Below are 21,847 nucleotides of genomic sequence, written 5' to 3'. Positions count from 1 at the left end.
GTTTTGTTTTTACGTGGTCTGCGTGAGGGGTAGGAGCAAGTTACCTTGTAACGCGGATGACCCGACCGTATTAAGAAAAGGGGCAATTAACCTATGTGATTAGTCAGCCCCTTTTTTTAATAGGGTCACGCCCAAATTCTTTTTAGGAAAATAGTGCTTGTAACTGTTTCGTACCTTACAATGAATTTTACCGCTAATTACTATTCGTATCGCAACGCTTCAATAGGATCCAGTACAGCGGCTTTGATAGCGGGATACAATCCTGAAGCGATGGCTACAATGAAACTGGTGATGAATGCTGCCATGATAGCGCCCCACGGAATTACGAATGCAAAATCCATTGCAGTGGCAATACCATATCCAATTAAAATACCAAAAATGATTCCCACTAATCCACCAAATTGACCAATCAGCATTGTTTCTATAAAAAACTGAATCGCAATGGTCGTTTTTTTGGCTCCTAATGCTTTTCTGACCCCAATTTCTCTGGTGCGTTCCGTAACCGAAACAATCATAATATTCATCAAAGCAATAGAAGACCCCAGAACGGTGATAATTCCTATCAGCCACGATGCTAATCCGAGATATTGTGTAATTCCCAAAATTCTATTAATCAAGTCATCGCTACGGACTATCCCAAAATTATTGTCTTCCACGGGACTTAGTTTGCGAACTCTGCGCATCGTGCTGTTTGCATTGTCAATGGCTTGGTCCAGTAATTCTTTTTTGCTAACCATGACGCTCACCGTATAGTTGATATTTGGAGCTGTAAATATGGAACGGGCTAATTGAATTGGAATCAAAACTCGTAAATCCTGACTGTTTCCAAAAGTTGATCCTTTCTCTTTTAATACTCCAATAACCCTAAACTTAGCGCCTCTAATTGAAATTATCTTATCAATAGGATTCACGTCTTTTAGCAGTCCTTTCTCAAAATCCGAACCTACAACACACACATACGCATTGTTATCAATGTCAAATCCTGTAAAATTACGGCCGGCACTCGTTTCCAGTCCGGAGTTGGTCATGAAAAATTCGTCGACACCCACGATTGAGTTTTCTGGATCTGTTTTTGAAGATTCGAATTTTACTTCCGCAGCTGATGTTGCCGTAAAAGAAAGAGAAGTTTCCGTAAATGGATAACTGTATTTATTCTTGAAAGCCACAGCTTCAGGATACGAAATGATAGGATTGATTATTTCTCGTTCGTCTCTTCCCTGTCTTCTTGTAGTGTTTTCATACTGTTTTAGGTTGAAGGTATTGGCTCCCATCGATGCAAAATCGGCGGAAATTGTGTTTTCCAGCGCTGAAACAACCGTAAGAATACTAACTAATGCCGTGATTCCAATAGCGATAATCATCACCGTAAGAACCGTTCGTAACAATTGCGTTCTGATAGAACCGAATGCAATCCGAATATTTTCTTTAAATAATTTTAACATCATGTAAGTTTGACACGAAAATACAAATTTTGTTACAAATCTTCTTAGGCTAAAAACTAATTTTATTTGACCGCTATGTTTTTGAAGCTTTTTCCAGCTTTTCGTTATAATCCTGCAACAAAAAATAATTTGTTTTCAATTGCCCAAAAGGAGCTTTCTGCGGTCGCTCTTTCAGGCAAGAAAACAATAGTATTTTTTGCTGCCGTATTTCCACTTTAATCTGGGCTAGGCATTGGGTAATAAAATGCCAAAATTTGTAAACAGAATAATTTTAAAAATAAGATATTTGCACAGAATTAGAATTTGGAATTTTTTCAACACTTCCGAAATCTTAAATTTAATATCCAATATTTACACCATGGCATCTAAACCGAGCATCCCAAAAGGAACCAGAGATTTTTCACCAACTGAGGTGGCAAAACGGCACTATATCATCCAAATCATAAAAAGCAACTTCGAGAAATTCGGATTTCAACCCATAGAAACACCTTCATTCGAGAACTCCGAAACCCTAATGGGAAAGTACGGAGAAGAAGGCGATCGTTTGATTTTTAAGATATTAAATTCTGGAGATTATTTGGCGAAAGCCAACGAAACTCATTTAGAAAACAGAGACAGTACTAAATTAACGTCAAGTATTTCCGAAAAAGCCTTGCGATATGACTTAACCGTTCCGTTTGCCCGTTATGTGGTACAACACCAAAACGATATTGAATTTCCGTTCAAAAGATACCAGATTCAACCGGTTTGGAGAGCTGATCGCCCGCAAAAAGGACGTTTCAGAGAATTTTTTCAATGTGACGCGGATGTGGTAGGTTCTAAATCATTGTGGCAAGAAGTAGAATTAGTACAGCTTTATGATTCTGTTTTTTCAGCTTTGGGTTTGGAGGGAGTAATTATCAAAATCAATAACCGAAAAATATTATCCGGAATTGCTGAAGTAATTGGTGCATCGGATAAATTAATCGATTTCACGGTAGCGTTGGACAAACTCGACAAAATAGGCGAGGACGGCGTGAAGAAAGAAATGATGGAGAAAGGAATTTCGGAGGAAGCGATTCTGAAAGTACAACCGTTATTCCATTTCACGGGAACCATTTCGGAGAAAATAAACCAACTTTCGGTTTTGCTCGCTGAGTCTAACGAAGGAATGAAAGGGGTAGAGGAATTGCGTTTTATTTGTGATAATGTAACACAACTTGGTTTGTCAACCGCAATTCTGGACTTGGATGTAACCTTAGCAAGAGGGTTGAATTATTACACAGGAGCTATTTTTGAAGTGGCTCCGCCAAAATCTGTTTCAATGGGTTCCATCGGTGGTGGTGGAAGATATGATGATTTGACGGGAATTTTTGGATTGAAAAATATGAGCGGAGTGGGTATTTCTTTTGGATTAGACCGAATTTATTTGGTAGTCGAAGAATTGAATTTATTTCCGGAAACTGTAGCGGAAACTTCAAAAGCATTGTTTATCAATTATGGTGAAAGTGAAGCTTTTTATGCGATGAAAGCGATTAAAGACTTAAGAAATTCAGGCATAAAAGTTGAAATGTATCCGGATAATGCGAAAGTAGCGAAGCAGTTTCAGCACGCAGATAAAAGAGGAATTCCTTTTGCCGTAACAGCGGGAGAACAAGAAATGGCTTCTAATTCCTTTTTGCTTAAAAATTTAGCGAATGGCGAACAGTCTTCTGTGGATTTTAAAGGTTTGAAAAACGCATTATTGTAATTTTATTTTGCGTGCATAAAAAAAGCTTCGTCTACTAAACGAAGCTTTTCTTGATATAAAATAATGGTGAATTAATAATTTTAAAGGAATCTCTAATTTTTCGTTACAGAAAAATAACTGTAAATTATTAAAGCAAATTTATGTAAACTACTTCTAGATAGTCTTAAAATTGTATTAAAATTTCAAGTGAGTAAAAATTGTTGTAAAGAGTGTAGAATGGAATATGATTTATAAATTCAATAAAAAGATGACAATTTGACATTTTAAAACAATTGGCAGTACTTTTGCAATCCAAAAAAAAGAATAAAATGAAGTTTAAGAATATTTTTAAAAATACTAGTACTATGACTACTGAAAATACAGAAATCGATCAAGAATTAGATGAGACGACATTAGAAAATAATGCGAATGGGGAGCAAATGATTATTGAGGAATTAAGTGTAGAAGAGCAATTGACGCAAGACTTAGCCAAAGAGAAAGATAAATATTTACGATTATTTGCTGAATTCGAAAATTACAAACGCAGAACTACAAAAGAGCGTATTGAGTTGTTCAAAACAGCTAACCAAGAGGTTTTATTAGCGATGTTACCAGTATTGGATGATTTTGACAGAGCCATTGTTGAAATAAGTAAATCAGAAGATGAATTGCTTTTAAAAGGAGTGGAACTTATTCATGAAAAATTAAAAAATACTTTAGTTGCTAAAGGATTAGAGCAAGTTGAGGTAAACCCAGGAGACGCTTTTGATGCTGATTTTGCTGAAGCAATTACTCAAATACCTGCACCATCAGACGAAATGAAAGGTAAAATTGTTGACGTTCTTGAAAAAGGATACAAGTTAGGTGACAAAATTATTCGTTTTCCAAAAGTTGTATTAGGGCAGTAGTAGAGCCAAAATTTATCAAGTCTTTACATTATGCGCAGCTATGCACATTAGTGCGACTCAACAAAAGAAAAAATAAAAATGAAAAAAGATTTTTACGAAATATTAGGCATTTCAAAAAATGCTGATGCTGCAGAAATTAAAAAAGCATACCGAAAAAGCGCACTACAATTTCATCCTGACAAAAATCCTGGAGATAAATCAGCAGAGGATAAGTTTAAATTAGCTGCTGAAGCTTACGAAGTATTAAGCGATCCTCAGAAAAAATCAAAGTACGATCAATACGGTCATCAAGCTTTTGACGGTTCTGGAGGTTTTGGCGGAGGTGGTCAAGGTGGAATGAATATGGATGACATTTTCAGCCAGTTTGGTGATATTTTCGGAGGCGGTTTTGGTGGTTTCGGCGGAGGCGGAGGCGGCGGAGTTCGTCGTGCTAAAGGGAGTAACCTACGTATCAAAGTAAAATTAACATTGGAAGAAATTGCCAATGGTGTAGAGAAAAAAGTAAAAGTTAAACGTAAAGTTCAAGCTCCTGGCGTTAGTTACAAAACGTGTTCTACATGTAATGGTCAGGGACAAGTGATGCGCGTTACGAATACAATTTTGGGTCGAATGCAATCGGCTTCAACATGTCCGACATGTAGTGGTTCGGGTCAAATTTTAGATAAAAAACCAACAGAAGCAGATTCACAAGGAATGATTCTTGAAGATGAAACTGTTTCAATAAAAATACCCGCGGGAGTGGTGGACGGAATGCAATTGAAAGTTTCTAATAAAGGAAATGATGCTCCAGGAAATAGTATTCCGGGAGATTTAATTGTTGCTATTGAGGAATTGGAGCATGAGTTCTTGAAACGCGAAGGGGAGAATTTGCATTATGATTTATACATCAGTTTTGCTGAAGCTGTTCTTGGAATTTCTAAAGATATTGAAGCTATAAACGGAAAAGTCAGAATCAAACTGGAAGAAGGAATTCAATCTGGTAAAATCTTAAGATTAAAAGGAAAAGGAATTCCGAGCATCAATGGTTACGGAAACGGAGATTTATTGGTGCATGTAAATGTTTGGACTCCAAAAACATTGAATAAAGATCAAAAACAGTTTTTCGAAAAAAATCTTACCGACGAAAATTTTATTCCAAATCCTGAAAAATCAGATAAATCATTTTTTGAGAAAGTAAAAGATATGTTTTCATAATAAAAAGTAGCGATATAATTTATCGATGCTGTTAAAAGTATATACCCCATCCTTGTTAAAATAGGGATGGGTTTTTTATGAAATCGCCAATAATAATTTGTTAGTTGCAAACAAATACCAATAAATATAAGGCAATATCATATGCGATCGCTAAAAATTAAATGCTACATATCTGAAACTATTCTAAGTATTTCGGTACTAATTATTTACTTTTACACCAATTAAAAAATTAGCATGAGTAACATTCTTGAAGTGAATAAAGTTGTCAAGCAATACGGTGATTATGTTGCGCTTAACGAGGTTTCATTAACGGTTCCAAAAGGGAGTATCTACGGACTTTTAGGTCCAAATGGGGCCGGTAAAACATCACTTATCCGAATTATAAATCAAATTACATTGCCGGATCGTGGCGAAATTATTTTGGATGGTGAAAAACTGCAACCCAAACACATTCAATATATAGGATATTTGCCGGAAGAAAGGGGATTGTACAACACTATGAAAGTGGGAGAACAATGCTTGTATTTGGCTCAAATGAAAGGACTTTCTAAGGCTGAAGCCAAAAAACAATTGGAATATTGGTTTGAAAGATTAGAAATTCAAGGTTGGTGGGACAAGAAAATCCAAGAACTTTCTAAAGGAATGGCGCAGAAAATTCAGTTTGTGGTTTGCGTTTTGCACAAGCCAAAACTGTTGATTTTTGATGAACCTTTTTCTGGTTTTGATCCCGTAAATGCTAATATTATTAAAGATGAAATTCTAGCGTTGCGAGAAGAAGGAGCAACCATAATTTTCTCGACTCACCGGATGGAAAGCGTAGAAGAATTATGTGATCATATTGCGTTGATTCACAAATCCAATAAACTGATTGAAGGAAAACTGGATGATGTAAAAAGACAATTTAAAACTAATAGTTTTGAAGTTGGTATTTTATCTGAGAATGTAGAAGGTTTGATGTACGCTATTACACAAAAATTCACTGTTGGTCCAGCTAATTTTAAATCATTGAACAACGAATTAAAACTGGAAATCCAACTCGGAAATTCGACGCCAAATGAATTATTAAATATTCTTACACAACGCGGTCAGGTAACGCATTTTGTCGAAAAAATTCCAAGTGTCAATGATATTTTCATTCAAACAGTAACACAATAGCTGGTTAGACTTCTTTAATTAGAAGACTTTTTAAAGTCTTCTAATCTAATCGTTCTAAAAAAATCTAACTAATCGAAAAATTTAAGCAGTCTAAAAAATGAGCATCATATCATTAATTATAAAAAGAGAGTTTATTGCCAAAGTGCGGAATAAATCTTTTATTGTTATGACTTTTTTAAGTCCGTTATTATTTGTGGGAATAGCCGTTTTTGTGGCCTATTTAAGTTCCATGAAAGCCGATACCAAACGAATCGCTATTCATGATGAATCGGGTATGTTTGTAAAGGAATTTACTTCGCAAAACAATAAAAACAAAGCGTACAAATACCTTGATCTGACTGTAATAGATTTAAAATTTCTTAAAGACAGTATTACTAATGAAAGCTATGAAGGATTGTTATATATCCCAAAAACGAGTAATGCCAAGGATTTCGAAAGTAAAATCCAGTTTATTTCAAACAGCAGTCCTAGTATTTCATTCATTGAAAATGTTCAGGATGTAATTGCAAATAAGCTGACCAAAAACAATTTAGAAAAAGCGCATTTAGATACACTGGCCATTAAAAATGCGCAATCTAAAGTGAATATCAGCTTGACAAAAGCATCTGGTGAAGAAAGCGTCAAAGGACTTAATGAAATCAAAATCGGGATTGGCGGCGCATTTGGATATCTTATTATGATGTTCATAATCATCTACGGAAACATGGTGATGAGGAGCGTCATCGAGGAAAAAACCAGCCGAATAGTAGAAATTATAATCTCATCGGTTAAACCATTTCAATTGATGATGGGAAAAATAATAGGAACTTCATTAGCAGGATTGCTGCAATTCTTTATTTGGGCAATAATCGGAATGTCATTACTGTTTGCGGCTTCTGTTTTTTTTGGAGTAAATGTTGGACCAACATCCAGAATTTCTCCGGAAATGATGCAAACCGCGCAGCAGGAAATGACTGGAACTGCCCAAATGTATATTAAAGAATTATGGAATTTACCCATTGCAAGTATTTTAGGTGGCTTTGTGGTTTATTTCATTGGCGGTTATTTTCTGTACAGCTCATTTTATGCGGCAATTGGCGCTGCAGTTGATAATCAAACGGATTCACAGCAATTTTTGCTACCTATCATCATGCCGTTAATGTTAAGCGTTTATGTCGGATTTTTTACCGTAATAAATGATCCGCACGGGACAATTGCAGTTGTTTTTTCAATGATTCCGCTCACCTCGCCAATCGTTATGCTGATGCGAATTCCGTTTGGCGTACCTTTGTGGCAAATCATAATATCAGTAACGTTATTATTCGGAAGCTTCTTTTTTGTAGTTTGGTTTGCCGCAAAAATATACCGAATCGGAATACTGATGTATGGCAAAAAACCAACTTGGAGTGAAATGTACCGCTGGTTGAAATACTAAAAAAAGGTTAATTCAGCTTTGTTAAAACTTAATTAATTTATGGAGCTATTTCCCGCTTTACGTTGTAATCTTTTTATTTTTAAAGAAAAAATAAAAAGGATTTCCACTTCAATCGGGGCTAGGGCATCAGTTTTCAAAAACGTTGTCTGTTAATTAGAAATGAAATTTTGTGCCTTCGTGGCAAAACAAAAATACAAATATGTCAAAAATACTAATCATAGAAGACGAAGCTGCAATTCGAAGAGTACTCACAAAAATACTTTCTGAAGAGAACGATACTTATCAAGTTGAAGAAGCCGAAGATGGTGCGATAGGTTATGAAAAAATAAAAAATAACGACTACGATCTCGTTTTGTGTGATATCAAAATGCCTAAAATGGATGGTGTTGAAGTTTTGGAAGCGGTCAAAAAAATCAAACCTGAAATTCCTATGGTGATGATTTCCGGTCATGGCGATATGGAAACAGCCATCAATACAATGCGGTTGGGTGCATTTGATTACATCTCGAAACCACCTGATTTAAACCGATTGTTGAATACGGTTCGCAACGCTTTGGATAAAAAACAGCTCGTAGTGGAGAATAAAATTTTAAAGAAAAAAGTCAGCAAGAACTACGAAATGATTGGCGAAAGCGAAGCTATTAATCATATCAAAGTAATGATAGAAAAAGTAGCACAAACCGAAGCCAGAGTTTTAATTACGGGACCAAACGGAACTGGAAAAGAGCTCGTAGCGCATCAATTACACGAAAAAAGTGAACGAGCTAATTTTCCTTTAATCGAAGTGAATTGCGCTGCTATTCCATCAGAATTAATAGAAAGCGAATTATTCGGTCACGTAAAAGGAGCGTTTACATCGGCAGTGAGAGACCGCGCAGGAAAATTTGAAGCCGCTGATAAAGGAACTATTTTCTTGGATGAAATTGGCGATATGAGTCTTTCGGCGCAAGCCAAAGTATTGCGCGCTTTACAAGAAAGTATGATTACCAGAGTGGGAGCGGATAAGGATATTAAAGTAGATGTTCGTGTCGTAGCGGCAACGAATAAAGATCTGAAGGTAGAAATTGCCGAAGGTCGTTTCCGTGAGGATTTATACCATCGTTTGGCCGTTATTTTAATAAAAGTTCCTGCTTTGAATGAAAGACGCGATGATATTCCGATGCTGATTTCGCATTTTTCTGATAAAATTGCCTCAGAGCAAGGGAACGCAGTGAAAAAATTCTCCACAGCAGCGATTAATTTATTGAAGGAATATGATTGGACAGGAAACATCCGTGAACTACGAAATGTAGTGGAGCGACTGATTATCCTTGGTGGAAGCGAAATTTCCGAGAATGATGTGAAGCTCTTTGCATCAAAATAAAATTAATTTAATGATTTGAAAATTTAATGATTTAAAGATTTGGCATTAGTTTTAATCTTTTTATTTTTCAATTTTTAATCTTTCAATCATAAGAAATGAAACTAAAAAAAATAAACGAAGATTTACAGCAAGCCCTGATTGAAAACGGTTTGACCGAGGCTAATGCGATGCAAAAAGAAACATTTTCGACACTGAAAAGTGGTTCGGACTGTATTATTATTGCACCAAAAGGAAGCGGGAAATCAACAACCATTGTTATGAATGTAATTCAGAGGTTGGCAGGCGCAACCGAAGAGTCACCTAGGGCTTTAATTATTGTTGAAGACAAAATCAAAGTGTTGGAAATGGAGTCACTTTTTGAAAAATACGGAAAGAATTCTAATTTAGAAGTCTATGGTGTTCATGATAAAGGAGATACGGAATATGATAAAAATTATATTTCCAGCGGAATTGACGTATTGATTGGAACTCCAAATAAGTTGAGTGAAATGTTTACCACAGCTGGATTTAATGTAAACCGATTGAAAATGTTTATTTTGGATGATGCAGACCCAATTTTAAAATTGCGTCATGAAACAAAAATTATGCGTATTTCGAATAGTATTGTCAGAACCCAACGTATAATTTTCTCTGAACAATTTACGGAACGAATAGAAGTCCTTGCAGAAAAAATGTTAGAGGAACCTTTTGAATTCGATTTTGATGGAGATGAAGACGAAGATGAAGACGAGGAAGCAGGCGATGATTTTGAGGAAGAAGAAGCTGATGAAGAAAACAGTAAAAAATAATTAAATAAGGAAAAGATGGGATTAATGAAAGTGTTTTCGGGAAGTGAAATTTTAGCAATGGCTTTACAGGAAAAAATCGAAGCGATTGGTGTAAATGTTGTTGTGAAAAACAATATACAATCAGCTCGATTGGGAGGTTTTGGGAATTCGGATTTAGCGGTTGAATTGTTCGTTCAGGAAACTGAGTTTTCAAAAGTAAATCCAGTTATCGAAGAATTTAGAATGAGTATTTAAAACATTCGCAACAAAAATTAAAATGAAATATAAAATGTTGGTTTTGGACATGGACGACACTTTGTTGACTGATGACCATACCATTTCAAACGAGAATAAAGAAATGTTGTTTAAGGCAAAAGAATTAGGTGTTCATATTGTTCTGGCATCTGGTAGACCAACCCCAGCGATGACAGCATATGCCAAAGAACTGCAATTGGATAATTCGTTCATGATATCGTACAATGGTGCTGTGATTACAGATTTGAAGGAAGATAAAGTTATTTTTGAACAAACATTATCCCAAGAGCAAATCCATGCATTGTACGATTACAGTTTAAAAAGTAATACCCACATTATTACTTATGTTGATGGTAAAATTGTAAGTGAAACAGATTCTGAATATATCGAAATCGAAAAAAACATCACCGGTTTAGCGCATAATAAAGTGGTAAGTTTTAAAGAGGAGGTTCAATCTTCAGCTGTAAAATGTATCTTATTAGAAGAGCCAAGTTATTTAAAAGAAGTAGAAAAAGATTTGAAAGCGACGATGCCACATCTTAGTGTTAGCATGTCAAAGCCTTTTTTTCTTGAAGTAGCACAAAACGGAATTGATAAAGGAGCTAGTATTAAATTTTTGGCGGAAAAACTAAATATCCTTCAATGTGAAATTATCGCCGTTGGAAACGCAGGAAATGATTTAACCATGATTGAATATGCCGGATTGGGCGTTTGGGTAGACAATGTTGATCCTGAATTGAGAGATAAAGGCGATGTTGTTGTTGCATCAAATAATGATCATGGTGTGGCCGAGGTTGTGAGACGATTTATTTTGAATTAAGATTTCTTCTTAGGTGATTTACAAGTTTTACAGAAATCAGAAAGTTCTTGAATTCTTATTAAAACATCATCGTTAAGTTTTATTAATATATCCTTTTTTTGTCCCAGATTAGTTTTTTTAGAGGCTTCTCCGTGTTCTTCTACATATTCTTTTTGGATAGCATCATAAAGCGGTTGAAGAAAACTAATATCTGAAAAAGTGCCTTTGTTAACGTATAAGTCTTTTCTAAGTTTTCGAGCATAAAGTTCTGATAAATCAAATTCATATTGAGCAAATTTCACCATACGTTCAGCAGTAATAGTATCAGTTGCTATTATGGAAGCCGATTCTTGTTTGAATGTAGAACTTACTTTGGAATTGAAGTTTTTTGTAAACACGAATTCAACGTTACTCATTTGTATGCTAAAATTTAGTCCAGAAGCAGTTTGTATGCTATTACTACTCACATTGCCAATTTGAGTTGCTTTTGATTTAAAATCGGAAAGTTGGATTTGATATTTTCCATCCCATTCAATGTTGTTCTGAGCATTTATTTGAACCGCAATAAAAAGGAATATAATTGAAATTGTTTTTTTCATTTTGACAGTATAAATTATTGGTCTAGAAGATGCTAAGATATAGAAATTATTGATTTCATTTTCCAGAATATTGTACGTAAATTTGCGTTCTCAGTTTTTTGACAACGATTTCATTAATTGAGTTATTTTATGGAAAATAGAAAAAAAGTTGCTTTTTATACGCTGGGTTGTAAACTGAATTTTTCGGAAACCTCTACCATTGCGCGCAATCTTCAAGAAGAGGGTTTTGATCGAGTAGATTTTGAGGAAGTAGCTGATATGTATGTGATTAATACGTGTTCCGTTACTGAAAATGCAGACAAGCAGTTCAAGCAAGTGGTGCGAAAAGCAATGAAATTGAATGACAAAGCATTTGTTGCGGCAGTTGGTTGTTATGCGCAATTGAAGCCAGAGGAATTAGCGAGTGTAGATGGAGTAGATTTAGTTCTTGGTGCAACTGAAAAATTTAAATTGGCAGATTATATCAATGATTTGTCTAAAAATGATTTTGGTGAAGTACATTCCTGCGAAATTGCTGAAGCGGATTTTTACGTTGGAAGTTATTCGATAGGGGACAGAACCCGCGCTTTTTTGAAAGTTCAGGATGGTTGTGATTACAAATGCACCTATTGTACAATTCCTTTAGCAAGAGGGATTTCTAGAAGTGATGAACTGGAAAATGTATTGAAAAACGCCTCAGAAATTTCGAAACAAAATATCAAGGAAATTGTGCTTACCGGAGTAAATATAGGCGATTACGGAAAAGGGGAATTCGGAAATAAAAAACACGAACATACTTTTCTGGAATTAGTTCAGGAATTAGACAAAATAGAAGGTATTGAAAGATTGCGAATTTCATCTATTGAACCAAATTTATTGAAAAATGAAACGATAGAATTTGTATCGAAAAGCAGGACTTTTGTACCGCATTTTCATATTCCGTTGCAATCTGGAAGCAATGATATTTTGAAATTAATGAAACGCCGTTACCAACGCGAAATATATACTGAAAGAGTAAATAAGATTCGGGAAGTAATGCCACACGCTTGTATTGGTGTGGATGTAATTGTTGGTTTTCCTGGCGAAACAGATGAACATTTCCTGGAAACCTACCATTTCTTGAATGACATGAATATTTCGTATTTACACGTATTCACGTATTCCGAACGTGATAATACGGAAGCTGCCACTATGGAAGGTGTTGTTTCAGGAAATGTTCGCGCTAAACGCAGCAAGATGTTACGCGGACTATCAGTAAAAAAACGTCGCGCTTTTTACGAAAGCCAATTGGGTAGTAATAGAACTGTTTTATTCGAAAGTGAAAATAAAGAAGGCTACATTCACGGGTTTACCGAAAACTATGTCAAAGTAAAAACGCCTTGGAATCCAGAATTAGTCAATACGTTGCACGACATTAAATTAACAAAAATTGATGAAGACGGAAGCGTACGAATGGAGTTCGTGAATATTGGGGTTTAAAAAGGTTATTTTTTTTCACCACAAAGAATGGGTTTTAATACGAATTTAGTCAATAATTTTTTCTTTTTTAATTAAAAGGAATTAATACAAACTGTATTTAACTCTTTTCAAATGCTTGCTCAAAGAATTCGAAATAGGCATTATGAGGTATAAAATCTGCTGAATGTGCAAAATCTGCGTGAAAAATTTTCAGCACGCAGATTTTGTAGATTTTTGCAGATTTTTTTTAGACAATTTGTTTTGTCATTTTCTTTATTTAAATGGCATTATGGATTCGTAGACCAAATACTGCTATTTTTGACAAATACGCGTCGGTTTAATTTGAGTTGCGCGATGATTAATTCGGCCATATCTTCAGCTTGCATAACTGTATCAGGATTTCCATCAGTCAATTTTAATTCTTTGGCCATATCAGTGGCAACCGTGCTTGGCGTTAATGCCGTTACCCGAATATTATGCTTACGCACTTCCTGCATCAAAGAATCGGTTAATCCTAAAACTGCAAATTTAGAAGCACTGTAAGCGCTCGTTAATGCATTTCCGCTTAATCCTGATGTTGAAGAAATATTGATGATGTCACCAGTTTGTCTTTCAATCATATTGGGCAAAACAGCGCGAGTCACATAATAAGTTCCCATTAAGTTTACCTGTATAATACGTTCCCAATCTGTGGGTTCTAATTCTAGGAATTTTCCAAAAGCAGCTATTCCAGCGTTGTTGATTAAAATATCAATGGTTCCAAATTCAGCCAATGCTTTTTCAACGGCGGTATTAACCGAGATGATATCAGCAACATCAGCGGTTAGTGCCAGTGCTTTTACTCTCAACGAACGTGCTTTTGCCGCAACACTGTCTATTTCTTCCTGTGTTCTGGCAATCAAAATTACATTTACGCCTTCTTTGGCTAATGCCAAAGCAATCGCTTTTCCAATTCCTTTTCCAGCGCCGGTAATTAGGGCATTTTTATTTTTTAAGTCTGTCATTTTTTTAATTATTTAATGCCTTTACAAGGCTGAGTTTACTGTAAAAGTAATACGTTTTACATTTTAAATCTATTTTGGTTTTCTATTTAATCTAAATTTAACGTTATGTTATTTAGGTCGAAAGAAACATCATTTTTTGTCCAAAGTCAGTTTGTAAATATCCGTTTCTAAAACCTCGGAATCTTTGTCTTCACAAAGCAAGAACTCGATTTTCTCTTTTGAATTGGCGTACAAAGTCAATCCTTCGAATTTATGGGTGCTGCTAATTTTTTTAGTGAAATCGATTTTCATGGTTTTCAGGTTAATGCTCCCAATCAGACTTCCTAGAACTTCGCCATCATCATACGTAGATTCGGTATCTTCGGCTGTCGCCAAAAAATAAATACTGTCATCGACTAAAATTCCGTCGGTAAAACTACTGCGTACTCCTTTTATTTTAGGAAGTATATAGGTGTTCGAAATAATAGTGAAATCGTTGGCGAGGTTTTTTCCTCTGATGGTGAAAAGGACATTTTTATTGGAAGTGCCGTTGCCGCGATTCAATAAAAACCACCTTTCGCCATTGTAGATGGCGCCTTCGATGTTGAAATCTTCAGGTTTAATTTCTCCAAAATTTTGCATTACGGCATACAAATCGGCGATGTCATTTGTGGCAATCACCTTTTTAGTGCTGGAGTTGACTTGTATCATTTTGTTTCTTTTTTGGGTAGAACCAGAACCAAAAACATAAAGACTATCTCCAAAATCGGTTAGGGCTTCAAAATCAGCTTTGTCTTTTTTTGGGGTGTTTTCAATGGGATTTTTAAGTAACGGATGGCGTTTTAAATCATGGGAATCCATTTGGTATTCGTAAAGAAAACCGCTGTTGTCACCTATAATTAGTAGCGAATTGTTTTTGTAAATTAGTCCGGATGCGGAACCAATGCCGATGATTTGAAACAGTAATTCGAGTGTGAATTTTTCCATAATATGTGTTTTGAAAAGCATTGCCTAGCCCAGATAATAGTGGAAATCCTTTCTAGTCCTGAACTTGTTTCAGGATCCTGAAACAAGTTCAGGACTAGAAAGATTGCAACGAATAGCTGGAAAATGCTCCTGAAATTCATCAGGATTAATCTTTATAATTTGTTATATTTGAGTTTACAAAGATAAATTATTTGTTATGAAGTCTATAAATCCCAATGATTTTAAAGTAATTGGCAAAATTGAATTAGCCAAAATCCCTACTAATTTGTTCAATGGAGCCAGTGATGATGCGAAAGAGGAAAAACTGGATAAAGTTCAGGCGAAATTAAGCGAGTTGCAGGATGTGATGTACGCGCACAATCGATACGGCGTTTTAATTTGTTTGCAAGGGATGGATACCTCGGGTAAGGATAGTCTGATTCGGGAAGTTTTTAAGGAATTTAATCCGCGCGGTGTAGAGGTGCACAGTTTTAAAACTCCCAATTCAACGGAATTGGAACACGATTATTTGTGGCGACATTATTTGGCTTTGCCAGAAAAAGGAAAATTTGCAGTATTTAACAGAACGCATTATGAGAATGTTTTGTACACCCGTGTGCATCCGGAATATATTTTGAATGAAAATTTGCCAGGAATTGAAAAGGTACAAGACATTACGCCACAGTTTTGGCAAAACCGTTTAGAGCAGATCAATAATTTTGAAAAGCACATCACGCAAAACGGAACTATTGTTTTGAAATTTTATTTTCATTTGAGTAAAGAAGAGCAACGCAAACGCTTGCTGCGAAGATTGGAAGAAGTGGAGCACCATTGGAAATTTTCACCCGGAGATTTGAAAGAACGCGAACATTGGGATGAATACATGCAGTATTATGAGGAAACGATTAATAAAACGGCTACCGAAAATGCGCCATGGTATATTATTCCTGCAGACGATAAGGAAATGGCGCGTTATGTTGTGGCCAAAATTATCTGGGAAGAAATGCAAAAATATACTGACATCAAAGAACCGAAATTAGACGAAAAGGTAAAAGCTAATTTTGAAATGTATAAAGACCTGTTGAAAAAAGAATAGACCAAAAAAAATGCGCTGAATTTCAGCGCATTTTTTTACAACATTATTTGTGCGTTTATAGTTTGAAACCATAAGCTAAACGAACACCTACTTGTCCAACTCCTCTACCAAGAGAACCGTTACTGTTTAAACGATCAAAATGATTATAATGTGTATAGTTCAAAGAAATATCTATGTATTTAGAAGCATAACCTATACTTGGAGATAATAATAAAGAAGTTTTGTCTCTGGTATTGTCTACATTACTTGCTGCAAATGCTGCACCAGCTTCTCCCATAACGTAAAATTGGTCTTCCCAAATAAAAGCTTTAAAACCCGCTTTGGCTGGGATGATACCTAAATCTTTTCCTTCTGTTTGGCCAGGAAACCCATCAGCTTTGCTTACAAATAAATTAGTGTAACCTGTAGTCAACGTTAAAGAGTATCTTTCTGATAAATCATATTGACCTCTAACATCAGCTCCTAGTGCCAATTTGTAAGGATCATTAACTGAATATCCTGCATTTGCACCAAATCCTAAACGGAATCCTTGATCGTAATTTGTTGCTTTGTTTGTTTCCTGAGCTTCCACATTGTTAGCAAACATTATTGAGATAGTAAGTGCTAATGCGAATTTAATTTTTCCTGCGATTTTCATAATTGTATTTTTTAATATTTTAGTTGTTTTAATGGGTTTTGTTTGGCGTAAAACAACAGTGCAAAAATAAGTTTAGTAGTTTTTAAAAAGTTATATAATTATGTCGATTTGTTATAGAATTCCTTGTTATATTGACTGAAAATTAAAAAAACAGCTGTTTAAAATGCAATTGTATCAACACAATTCAAAGCTTCTAATTATCTTTGTCCAAAAAAAGACAAAAAGTGAATTTATCTAAATACTTCAAAGAGTTTTCTTATAATATAACATTGGCTTATCCTGTAATTTTGGGAATGTTAGGGCATACGTTAATAGGTATTGTTGATAATTTCATGGTAGGAAAATTGGGGTCTACGGAGTTGGCGGCCGTTTCACTTGGTAATAGCTTCATTTTTATTGCTTTGTCCTTAGGGATAGGGTTTTCTACCGCAATTACTCCGTTAGTTGCTGAGGCTGATGCTGAAAAAAACGATCAAAAAATCCGTACCACTTTTCATCACGGACTGCTTTTATGTACGGTTTTAGGCGTGGCATTGTTTATTTTGACGGTGCTTTCAAAACAGATTATGTATTTGATGCACCAACCCAAAGAAGTCGCTGAAATGGCCGCTCCATATATTGATTGGGTTGCGTTTTCTTTGATTCCGGTGATTATCTATCAGGGATATAAACAATTTGCAGATGGTTTAACCAAAACAAAATATTCGATGTATGCTATTTTGATGGCAAACGTGGTACATATCTTCTTTAATTACGTACTGATTTATGGGATTTGGATTTTTCCAAAATTAGGAATTCTGGGGGCAGCATTAGGAACTGTTTTGTCCAGAATAATGATGGTAGTTTTTATGCATTACCTGATGAAACGAAACTCAGCTTTGAAAAAATATTTTAAAAACTTTAGCTTCAAAGAAATCCGAAAATCAATTTTGAAAAAAATCATTAATCTTGGTTTGCCGTCAGCAATGCAAATGTTATTTGAAGTAACGTTATTTACCGCTGCGATTTGGCTTTCCGGTTCTTTGGGTAAAAATAGCCAGGCTGCCAATCAGATTGCACTTATTTTAGCTTCCTCCACCTTTATGGTAGCTATGGGATTAAGTGTTACTGCAATGATCCGAGTGAGTCATACCAAAGGAATGAACGATTATAAAAATTTGATTGTTGTGGCAAGATCTATTTTTCTATTGGCGATTATACTTGAAACTTTCTTTGCGATAATATTTGTGGTGTTTCATAATTTTTTACCGCATTTATTCTTAAATATGAATGATTCAGCTCAAATGCTGGATAATGAAGAAATCATCATAATCACGTCAAAATTGCTATTGATTGCGGCTATCTTCCAAATATCGGATGGAATTCAAGTCGTAGTTTTGGGAGCGTTACGGGGTTTACAAGACGTAAAAATTCCCATGTACATAACCTTCGTTGCGTATTGGGTAATAGGTTTTCCTATTTCCTATTATTTAGGAAAATATACGGAACTCAAAGCCGTTGGAATCTGGATAGGCCTTCTGGCAGGGCTAACCGCCGCCGCTTTATTTTTGTATATTCGCTTTGCGAGACTTACTAAAAAGTTAGTTATACAAAATCATAAAGCATAAAATTTTTCGTACGCTGTAACTTCTCATTCGAATTTTCGTATAACAAGAATATTAACCAAACCAATAAAAAAATGTTACTATTAATTATTCTAGGAATACTATTTTTAATTTTAAGTTTCATCTTAAAAAGCAATCTAAATTCTTTCTCTAAGTTCTCAGGCAGTCTTAAAATCATTGGAGTACTTGTGGTTGTTTTAGGAATTTTCTCATCTATGTTCAAACAAATTGACGCTGGAAAAGTAGGAGTAAAGTCCCTTTATGGTAGCGTTCAAACCGACATTTTACAAAGTGGATTGAGTTTGATAAATCCGCTTATGGATGTGACAGAATTTGATATTCAAACCCAAAATTACACCATGTCTGCGGTTCATAACGAAGGCGCTCAATCTGGTGATGATGCCATTCGTGTGTTGTCAAATGATGGACTTGAAGTCGTTATCGATCTGACCGTTTTGTTTAGAGTATCGCCAGAAGCTACTCCAAAAATTCTAAAAGAAATTGGCGTGAACTACAGTGATAAAATTGTTCGTCCTGTTACCCGAACTCGTATTCGTGACAATGCTGTTTATTATGATGCCGTAGCTTTATATTCTACCAAAAGGAATGAATTTCAGCAGCGTATATTTAAAACAATTGAAGCCGATTTTAAATCAAGAGGTTTGATTTTAGAGCAATTATTGATACGCAATATAAACCTTCCAGCATCGGTAAAAGCTTCTATCGAAAGTAAAATTAATGCCGAGCAAGATGCCCAAAAAATGACATTTGTGCTTCAAAAAGAAAAACAAGAAGCAGAGCGTAAGCGAGTAGAAGCGCAAGGTATTGCTGATTATCAACGTATCATTTCAACAGGATTAACAGATAAGCAATTACAGTATGAGCAAATAAAAGCGCAGAAAGAACTTGCAGCGTCAACTAATACCAAGATTATTTTTATGAATGGCAGCCGAAACACACCCATAATTCTTTCGGACAAATAGTTTTTTTTCAATATTAAAATAACTCAATATCAAATCAATAAAACAATACTAAAATGGAATTACCAAAATTTTTACTGGGCGATAACACTGATTTTCCCGAAGATATTTTCATCATACACCTTGATTACCCTAGATTTATAATTAATCTCAAGGATGATGAGGTAGAGTTTATGGAAGAAGCTGAGGATCTTGACGAAGCAGAATTAAATGCAGAAATGGAAGGATTAATCGTTCTTGCCAATAAGTTTTATGACCGAGAAATCAAACTTTACGAAGAATAGTTGATTTCTTGTATTGCCCTTTTTAATGGGATGATAAAATATAATTACAAAACCTATTTAAAAAGGAAGATCGTAAAATAATATATTAGTCTTTTTTAAAATACTTTTCTAATAATTTTTGAGCGGCTACAAAGGGTGAAATTTCATCATTTTGTACCGCTTTTTTAGTTGAATCCAATGATTTTTGAATTTCCGGGTTATTGTAAAAATTGGTTTTCAATTGCTCGTTAATGGTCTCCAACATCCAATATTGATTTTGTTCTTTTCGCTTTTCAAAGAAATAATTATTGCCTTTTGTCAGTTCCAGAAATTTTTGAATGGTTTCCCAAACTTCAGGTATTCCTTCATGAGTTATGGCGCTACAGGCAGCAGTTGTAGGAGTCCAACCTGATTTTTTAGCAGGAAAAAGATGCAGAGCTCTATTAAATTCCAGTTTGGCAAGATGCGCTCTTTTGATATTGTCACCATCCGCTTTGTTGATGACAATAGCATCAGCCATTTCCATAATGCCGCGTTTAATGCCTTGCAATTCATCGCCTGCACCAGAAATTTTTAATAAAAGAAAAAAATCAACCATGCTGTGAACTGCGGTTTCACTTTGGCCCACACCAACGGTTTCTATGATGATGGTGTCAAAACCGGCGGCCTCACAAAGCGTAATGGTTTCACGGGTTTTTCGAGCAACACCACCTAATGTTTCCCCCGAAGCAGATGGTCGTATAAAAGCATTCTTGTCTTTAACCAATTCTTCCATTCGGGTTTTGTCACCCAAAATACTTCCATGTGAAATCGTGCTGCTAGGATCAACGGCAAGTACGGCTACTTTTTTTCCTAAACTAGTCAAGTATTTTCCAAAAGCTTCTATAAAGGTACTTTTTCCAACGCCTGGGACACCTGTAATTCCTATCCTGACAGATTTTTTAGCATAAGGCAAACAGGCATTTATTACTTCATTGGCTTTAGCCAAATGATTGACATTTGTACTTTCAACTAAAGTAATCGCACGGCTAAGCGCAGTAATATTTTCGGCTAAAATTCCTTTAAAAAGTTCTTTTGCCGAAGGTTGTATTTTTCTAAATTGCTGAATATGCCCAACAGCAACAGCGCTGATAATTTCTGGAGCAGAAATTCCGGGTTTTTCGTTTAAGGCGCTTGGATTTTGTTTTTTATTTGGCAAAATAATTTTTTAGAATAGTAAAAATAATAAAAACTATCTTGAATAGACGGTCATTCTCTTAAAATGTCACTTCATTTTGATGGCTCCTCTTTTGCGGAGGATATATCACAAATTTTATTTTTTTGAATTCATTTTATTTCTTATTAGTCAATATCTTTGTTGTATTATGACCAACTTCATCTTAATCTTTGTTTTCCTATTCCTTGGAATTGTATTCCAAAATATAAAAGGGTTTCCTGTAAGTATTTATAAGTTGTTAAACAAGATTGTTATTTACATCTGTCTTCCTGCTCTCGCCCTGTATTATATTCCAAAAATAAAATGGACTACTGAATTGTTATATCCAATTGGAGTTGCTTGGATTGGATTTGCAGTATCCTATATATTTTTTAGTTTCTTAGGCAGCAAATTTGGATGGTCTAAAAAACTTATTGGTTGTTTAATTTTAACAGCAGGTTTGGGTAATACTTCCTTTTTAGGTTTTCCAATAATTGAAGCATTGTACGGAGAAGAAGGTTTGAAAACGGCTATTTTAGTCGATCAACCGGGTTCTTTTGTGGTACTTTCCACATTAGGAATACTAGTAGCAACTTTATATTCCAGTGGCAATCCAAATGGTTTTCAGATTGCCAAGAAGATTCTGTTATTCCCTCCATTTATAACTTTTTTGATTGCCTGTTTGATGAATGTTTTCAATTTCGATTTCCATGAATATGTTCAGCTTTTATTGCAAAAACTGGGAAGTGGCGTGACACCTTTGGCATTGCTATCTGTTGGTTTGCAACTGCGTTTTGACCGGAAAAGTCAGCATTGGAAGTTTTTAGGATTGGGACTTTTGTATAAATTAATATTGACTCCAGCTCTCATTTACGTGTTGTATGTCGTAATTTTGCAACAACATTCTAAAATCATTCAAGTTGCCATATTGGAGTCAGCGATGGCACCCATGATTACTGCTTGTATTTTAGCTTCTACTCACGGTTTAAAGCCCCGTTTATGCAGTATGATGATTGGTTTTGGAATCCCATTATCGTTTATCACCTTATTATTTTGGTATTTTGTTGTTCAACATATTTAAA

The 21,847-nt window shown here is 35.1% G+C and carries 21 protein-coding genes; 15 read left to right on the top strand and 6 right to left on the bottom strand.

The genetic code is table 11. From position 1 onward, the window contains the following. Window positions 1–200 precede the first annotated feature (200 nt). Entirely contained in the window at window positions 201–1,445 is a 1,245-nt protein-coding gene (locus ACP7AT_RS10980; protein ID WP_167547430.1) for an ABC transporter permease, read from the bottom strand. Window positions 1,446–1,800: 355 nt separating this feature from the next. Here ACP7AT_RS10980 and hisS point away from each other — a divergent pair, with 355 nt between their 5' ends. From hisS to ACP7AT_RS10935, 9 genes are all read left to right on the top strand, one after another. After that, complete coding sequence (hisS, locus tag ACP7AT_RS10975; RefSeq protein WP_426064362.1) at window positions 1,801–3,171, top strand: histidine--tRNA ligase; 1,371 nt, start codon at window positions 1,801–1,803, stop codon at window positions 3,169–3,171. Window positions 3,172–3,479: 308 nt separating this feature from the next. After that, entirely contained in the window at window positions 3,480–4,058 is a 579-nt protein-coding gene (locus ACP7AT_RS10970) for a nucleotide exchange factor GrpE (protein WP_426064361.1), read from the top strand. A gap of 78 nt (window positions 4,059–4,136) precedes the next feature. Further along, window positions 4,137–5,252 (top strand): molecular chaperone DnaJ, encoded by a 1,116-nt coding sequence (dnaJ, locus tag ACP7AT_RS10965; protein WP_426064360.1) that lies wholly within the window; start codon window positions 4,137–4,139, stop codon window positions 5,250–5,252. Between the two features lie 234 nt (window positions 5,253–5,486). Then, window positions 5,487–6,407: an ABC transporter ATP-binding protein gene (locus tag ACP7AT_RS10960; RefSeq protein ID WP_426064359.1), complete on the top strand. Its 921-nt coding sequence runs from the start codon at window positions 5,487–5,489 to the stop codon at window positions 6,405–6,407. Window positions 6,408–6,504: 97 nt separating this feature from the next. Beyond that, on the top strand, window positions 6,505–7,821 hold the full coding sequence (locus ACP7AT_RS10955) for an ABC transporter permease (RefSeq protein ID WP_426064358.1): 1,317 nt from the start codon (window positions 6,505–6,507) through the stop codon (window positions 7,819–7,821). 199 nt (window positions 7,822–8,020) lie between these two features. Then, complete coding sequence (locus ACP7AT_RS10950) at window positions 8,021–9,184, top strand: sigma-54-dependent transcriptional regulator (RefSeq protein ID WP_426064357.1); 1,164 nt, start codon at window positions 8,021–8,023, stop codon at window positions 9,182–9,184. Between the two features lie 95 nt (window positions 9,185–9,279). Beyond that, window positions 9,280–9,972: a DEAD/DEAH box helicase gene (locus ACP7AT_RS10945; protein ID WP_426064356.1), complete on the top strand. Its 693-nt coding sequence runs from the start codon at window positions 9,280–9,282 to the stop codon at window positions 9,970–9,972. 15 nt (window positions 9,973–9,987) lie between these two features. Next, complete coding sequence (locus ACP7AT_RS10940; protein WP_426064355.1) at window positions 9,988–10,206, top strand: DUF2007 domain-containing protein; 219 nt, start codon at window positions 9,988–9,990, stop codon at window positions 10,204–10,206. Window positions 10,207–10,228: 22 nt separating this feature from the next. Then, on the top strand, window positions 10,229–11,026 hold the full coding sequence (locus ACP7AT_RS10935) for a Cof-type HAD-IIB family hydrolase (protein WP_426064354.1): 798 nt from the start codon (window positions 10,229–10,231) through the stop codon (window positions 11,024–11,026). Here the strand turns inward: ACP7AT_RS10935 and ACP7AT_RS10930 are convergent. Beyond that, window positions 11,023–11,604 (bottom strand): hypothetical protein, encoded by a 582-nt coding sequence (locus ACP7AT_RS10930; RefSeq protein ID WP_426064353.1) that lies wholly within the window; start codon window positions 11,602–11,604, stop codon window positions 11,023–11,025. The two genes, ACP7AT_RS10935 and ACP7AT_RS10930, sit on opposite strands and share 4 nt — an antisense overlap. 129 nt (window positions 11,605–11,733) lie before the next feature. Here ACP7AT_RS10930 and mtaB point away from each other — a divergent pair, with 129 nt between their 5' ends. Next, complete coding sequence (gene mtaB, locus ACP7AT_RS10925) at window positions 11,734–13,062, top strand: tRNA (N(6)-L-threonylcarbamoyladenosine(37)-C(2))-methylthiotransferase MtaB (protein WP_426064352.1); 1,329 nt, start codon at window positions 11,734–11,736, stop codon at window positions 13,060–13,062. A gap of 266 nt (window positions 13,063–13,328) precedes the next feature. Here the strand turns inward: mtaB and ACP7AT_RS10920 are convergent, their stop codons facing one another. Together ACP7AT_RS10920 and ACP7AT_RS10915 are read right to left on the bottom strand one after the other, a co-directional pair. After that, window positions 13,329–14,045 carry a 3-ketoacyl-ACP reductase gene (locus ACP7AT_RS10920; RefSeq protein ID WP_426064351.1) on the bottom strand — a complete coding sequence of 239 codons (717 nt, stop codon included), beginning with the start codon at window positions 14,043–14,045 and terminating at the stop codon, window positions 13,329–13,331. A gap of 129 nt (window positions 14,046–14,174) precedes the next feature. Next, the gene (locus ACP7AT_RS10915; protein WP_426064350.1) at window positions 14,175–15,011 is read right to left on the bottom strand and encodes a DUF6929 family protein; all 837 of its coding nucleotides are present in this window, start codon (window positions 15,009–15,011) and stop codon (window positions 14,175–14,177) included. 196 nt (window positions 15,012–15,207) lie between these two features. On the opposite strand from ACP7AT_RS10915, the gene ACP7AT_RS10910 reads away from it, so the two are divergent. Beyond that, the gene (locus tag ACP7AT_RS10910; protein WP_426064349.1) at window positions 15,208–16,086 is read left to right on the top strand and encodes a PPK2 family polyphosphate kinase; all 879 of its coding nucleotides are present in this window, start codon (window positions 15,208–15,210) and stop codon (window positions 16,084–16,086) included. A 55-nt stretch (window positions 16,087–16,141) separates the two neighbouring features. On the opposite strand, the gene ACP7AT_RS10905 is transcribed toward ACP7AT_RS10910, so the two are convergent. Continuing rightward, window positions 16,142–16,723 (bottom strand): hypothetical protein, encoded by a 582-nt coding sequence (locus ACP7AT_RS10905; RefSeq protein ID WP_426064348.1) that lies wholly within the window; start codon window positions 16,721–16,723, stop codon window positions 16,142–16,144. 224 nt (window positions 16,724–16,947) lie between these two features. Between ACP7AT_RS10905 and ACP7AT_RS10900 the strand changes: the two genes are divergently transcribed. The 3 genes from ACP7AT_RS10900 to ACP7AT_RS10890 all read left to right on the top strand — a co-directional run bounded on the left by ACP7AT_RS10900 (window position 16,948) and on the right by ACP7AT_RS10890 (window position 19,591). After that, on the top strand, window positions 16,948–18,330 hold the full coding sequence (locus ACP7AT_RS10900) for an MATE family efflux transporter (protein ID WP_426064347.1): 1,383 nt from the start codon (window positions 16,948–16,950) through the stop codon (window positions 18,328–18,330). A gap of 71 nt (window positions 18,331–18,401) precedes the next feature. Further along, complete coding sequence (locus ACP7AT_RS10895; protein ID WP_426064346.1) at window positions 18,402–19,310, top strand: prohibitin family protein; 909 nt, start codon at window positions 18,402–18,404, stop codon at window positions 19,308–19,310. A gap of 53 nt (window positions 19,311–19,363) precedes the next feature. Beyond that, the gene (locus ACP7AT_RS10890) at window positions 19,364–19,591 is read left to right on the top strand and encodes a hypothetical protein (protein WP_426064345.1); all 228 of its coding nucleotides are present in this window, start codon (window positions 19,364–19,366) and stop codon (window positions 19,589–19,591) included. Window positions 19,592–19,676: 85 nt separating this feature from the next. Here ACP7AT_RS10890 and meaB read toward each other — a convergent pair whose 3' ends face one another. Next, window positions 19,677–20,768, bottom strand: a complete 1,092-nt coding sequence (meaB, locus tag ACP7AT_RS10885; RefSeq protein ID WP_426064344.1) for a methylmalonyl Co-A mutase-associated GTPase MeaB — start codon at window positions 20,766–20,768, stop codon at window positions 19,677–19,679. A 166-nt stretch (window positions 20,769–20,934) separates the two neighbouring features. On the opposite strand from meaB, the gene ACP7AT_RS10880 reads away from it, so the two are divergent. Beyond that, window positions 20,935–21,846, top strand: coding sequence for an AEC family transporter (locus ACP7AT_RS10880; RefSeq protein WP_426064343.1), 912 nt, complete (start codon window positions 20,935–20,937; stop codon window positions 21,844–21,846). The last annotated feature ends 1 nt before the right edge of the window (window position 21,847 follow it).

This window comes from Flavobacterium sp. DSP2-3-1, from assembly GCF_049896865.1.
GTDB lineage: Bacteria > Bacteroidota > Bacteroidia > Flavobacteriales > Flavobacteriaceae > Flavobacterium.
Note: the sequence above shows the minus strand (reverse complement) of the source record. Positions and strands in the feature narration are given on the sequence as shown.

Excerpts from the sequence above, each read along its gene's own strand:
- ACP7AT_RS10980 (WP_167547430.1), bottom strand. The coding sequence starts at position 1,445 with ATGATGTTAAAATTATTTAAAGAAAATATTCGGATTGCATTCGGTTCT.
- hisS (WP_426064362.1), top strand. The coding sequence starts at position 1,801 with ATGGCATCTAAACCGAGCATCCCAAAAGGAACCAGAGATTTTTCACCA.
- ACP7AT_RS10970 (WP_426064361.1), top strand. The coding sequence starts at position 3,480 with ATGAAGTTTAAGAATATTTTTAAAAATACTAGTACTATGACTACTGAA.
- dnaJ (WP_426064360.1), top strand. The coding sequence starts at position 4,137 with ATGAAAAAAGATTTTTACGAAATATTAGGCATTTCAAAAAATGCTGAT.
- ACP7AT_RS10960 (WP_426064359.1), top strand. The coding sequence starts at position 5,487 with ATGAGTAACATTCTTGAAGTGAATAAAGTTGTCAAGCAATACGGTGAT.
- ACP7AT_RS10955 (WP_426064358.1), top strand. The coding sequence starts at position 6,505 with ATGAGCATCATATCATTAATTATAAAAAGAGAGTTTATTGCCAAAGTG.
- ACP7AT_RS10950 (WP_426064357.1), top strand. The coding sequence starts at position 8,021 with ATGTCAAAAATACTAATCATAGAAGACGAAGCTGCAATTCGAAGAGTA.
- ACP7AT_RS10945 (WP_426064356.1), top strand. The coding sequence starts at position 9,280 with ATGAAACTAAAAAAAATAAACGAAGATTTACAGCAAGCCCTGATTGAA.
- ACP7AT_RS10940 (WP_426064355.1), top strand. The coding sequence starts at position 9,988 with ATGGGATTAATGAAAGTGTTTTCGGGAAGTGAAATTTTAGCAATGGCT.
- ACP7AT_RS10935 (WP_426064354.1), top strand. The coding sequence starts at position 10,229 with ATGAAATATAAAATGTTGGTTTTGGACATGGACGACACTTTGTTGACT.
- ACP7AT_RS10930 (WP_426064353.1), bottom strand. The coding sequence starts at position 11,604 with ATGAAAAAAACAATTTCAATTATATTCCTTTTTATTGCGGTTCAAATA.
- mtaB (WP_426064352.1), top strand. The coding sequence starts at position 11,734 with ATGGAAAATAGAAAAAAAGTTGCTTTTTATACGCTGGGTTGTAAACTG.
- ACP7AT_RS10920 (WP_426064351.1), bottom strand. The coding sequence starts at position 14,045 with ATGACAGACTTAAAAAATAAAAATGCCCTAATTACCGGCGCTGGAAAA.
- ACP7AT_RS10915 (WP_426064350.1), bottom strand. The coding sequence starts at position 15,011 with ATGGAAAAATTCACACTCGAATTACTGTTTCAAATCATCGGCATTGGT.
- ACP7AT_RS10910 (WP_426064349.1), top strand. The coding sequence starts at position 15,208 with ATGAAGTCTATAAATCCCAATGATTTTAAAGTAATTGGCAAAATTGAA.
- ACP7AT_RS10905 (WP_426064348.1), bottom strand. The coding sequence starts at position 16,723 with ATGAAAATCGCAGGAAAAATTAAATTCGCATTAGCACTTACTATCTCA.
- ACP7AT_RS10895 (WP_426064346.1), top strand. The coding sequence starts at position 18,402 with ATGTTACTATTAATTATTCTAGGAATACTATTTTTAATTTTAAGTTTC.
- ACP7AT_RS10890 (WP_426064345.1), top strand. The coding sequence starts at position 19,364 with ATGGAATTACCAAAATTTTTACTGGGCGATAACACTGATTTTCCCGAA.
- ACP7AT_RS10880 (WP_426064343.1), top strand. The coding sequence starts at position 20,935 with ATGACCAACTTCATCTTAATCTTTGTTTTCCTATTCCTTGGAATTGTA.